This window comes from Psychrilyobacter sp. (assembly GCF_049671765.1).
Classification (GTDB): Bacteria; Fusobacteriota; Fusobacteriia; order Fusobacteriales; family Fusobacteriaceae; genus Psychrilyobacter.
The window spans coordinates 1-2379 of sequence record NZ_JBATVM010000312.1 but is presented as its reverse complement, the minus strand read 5'-3'; the positions used below and the strand labels follow the sequence as shown (position 1 = coordinate 2379).

Here is a 2379-nt window from a genome sequence, read left to right as displayed (position 1 = left end):
ATATATAGATTAATCTTATAGTTATTAAGGGATGGTAAAATCAATTAATAATTATTAACTATTAACTATTAATTATTTTCCTTAGTAATCTGCATATAAAATACGTTGAAAAGAAGATAGATAAAAGATATACTAAGGATAATAAACGTTTATAGGAGTGTAAAATGACTAGTAGACAGAGTGAAGCTGTACTTGAAGAAAAATTAATAAGTCAATTGGCAGGACAAGGGTATGAAAGGATAATTATAAAAGATGAATATGACCTTTCTCAAAATTTTAGAAAACAATTGGGAAAACATAATAATATAGAATTTTCAGATGAGGAGTTTAAACAGGTAATACAATATTTAGATAAACCTGTAACTATTTATGAAAAATCTAAAAATTTAAGGGAAAAAGCAAAAATTATATTAGATGATGGAGAACAAAGGCATATAGAATTTTTTAATCAGGAAAAATGGTGTCAAAATATATTTCAGGTAAGTAATCAGATAACAATGGTAAATCCAAAAAATAAAATAGAAAATAGATATGATGTAACTATCTTGATCAATGGTTTACCTATGGTTCAAATAGAGCTGAAGAGAAGAGGTATAGAGATAAAAGAAGCATATAACCAGACTATTCGATATAACCATCAAACTATGCATAATTTATTTGGATATATTCAGGTATATGTAATCTCTAATGGAGTAAATACTAAGTATTATGCTAATAATAGAGATCTTAGAAACCTGTGGAAACAGACTTTTGATTGGACAGATGAAAAAAATAAAAGTATAACCAATTTGGATGAATTTGCAGAAGTATTTTTGGAAAAATGCCACCTAGCTAAGATGATAATTAAATATATTGTTTTGAATAATGGACATAAATGCCTTATGATTCTTCGTCCTTATCAGTATTATGCTGTAGAAAGAATTATGGAGCAGGTAGAAAATGGAAATAAAAATGGTTATGTTTGGCATACGACAGGATCAGGAAAAACACTAACTTCATTTAAAGCCAGTCAGCTTCTTACAAAAACAGAGGGGATTTTTAAAGTTTTATTTGTAGTAGACAGGAATGATCTGGACTATCAAACACAAAAAGAATTTAATAGTTTTGAGAAAGGAAGTGTAGATGGTACTGATAATACCAGTCAATTGGTAAAACATCTGACGGATCCAAATAAGCCTCTATTAATTACAACTATTCAGAAGTTAAACAATGCAATATCAAAACTTAGGCACAGTAAAAAAATGGAAGAAATTAAAGATGAAAAATTTATATTTATCTTTGATGAGTGTCACAGATCACAATTTGGAGAAACAAATAAGAAGATTAAAGAGTATTTTTCCAACCATCAAATGTTTGGGTTTACAGGAACTCCGATACTGGAAAAAAATGCTATAAAAAATCAAACTACTAAAAGTTTATTTGGGGATAGATTACATGAATATACTATAAAAGATGCTATAAAAGATGATAATGTTTTGGGATTTTCAGTAGAATATATAGGTAAATATGTAAAAAAAGAAGATGGAAGATCAGAGTATGAAATAATGGTAGAAGATATAGATACTGGTGAACTATATGAAGATCCTAAGCGACTGGAAAGAATAGTAGAATACATTAGATCTAATCACACTAGAAAAACATTTACAAAGAAGTATCAATCGATTTTTGCAATTAGTAATATTAAAACTTTAAGAAAATATTATGATATTTTTAAAGAAAAAGCTCCAGAACTGAAGATAGCTACAATATTTAGTTTTGCAGCTAATGAAAATCTGATAGCAGAAAAGTTGGAAAATGAAGAAAAAGGAAATATAGAATGTAATATTGGGATGGATGATCTAAAAGCTAGTGAGGTAGATCACGATTCAAGGGATGCTTTGGAAAGGTTTATGAAAGATTATAATAAGACTTATGGAGGAAACTATTCACTCAATGTTAAAGATGGATATAATGCTTATTTTAAAAATATAGCCAAAAATGTAAAGGAACAAAAAATAGATGTTTTATTGGTAGTAAATATGTTTTTAACTGGATTTGATAGTAAAACTCTAAATACCCTTTATGTGGATAAAAATTTAAAATATCATGGGTTGATACAAGCATTTTCAAGGACCAATAGGATATTAAATGAAGAAAAGTCTCACGGAAACATAGTTTGTTTTAGAAACTTAAAAGAACAGGTAGACGAGGCTATAACTCTTTATTCAGATGGGAAAGCCAGTGAAGAAGTATTGATGAAACCCTATGAATTTTATTTGGATAAATTTAATGAAAAGATAAAAGAACTAAAAGAGTTTGTTCCTACTGTAAACAGTGTGGATGCCCTGGAAGATGAAGGGGATAAAGCAACGTTTATAGAAATCTTTAGAGATCTCATAA

1 protein-coding gene is annotated in these 2379 nt (G+C 28.1%); it reads left to right on the top strand.

What is annotated here, in order from left to right; genetic code table 11:
* Window positions 1-164 precede the first annotated feature (164 nt).
* Window positions 165-2379: type I restriction endonuclease subunit R (locus WBG30_RS14425; protein ID WP_424505349.1), on the top strand; the 2215-nt coding region annotated here is incomplete at its 3' end.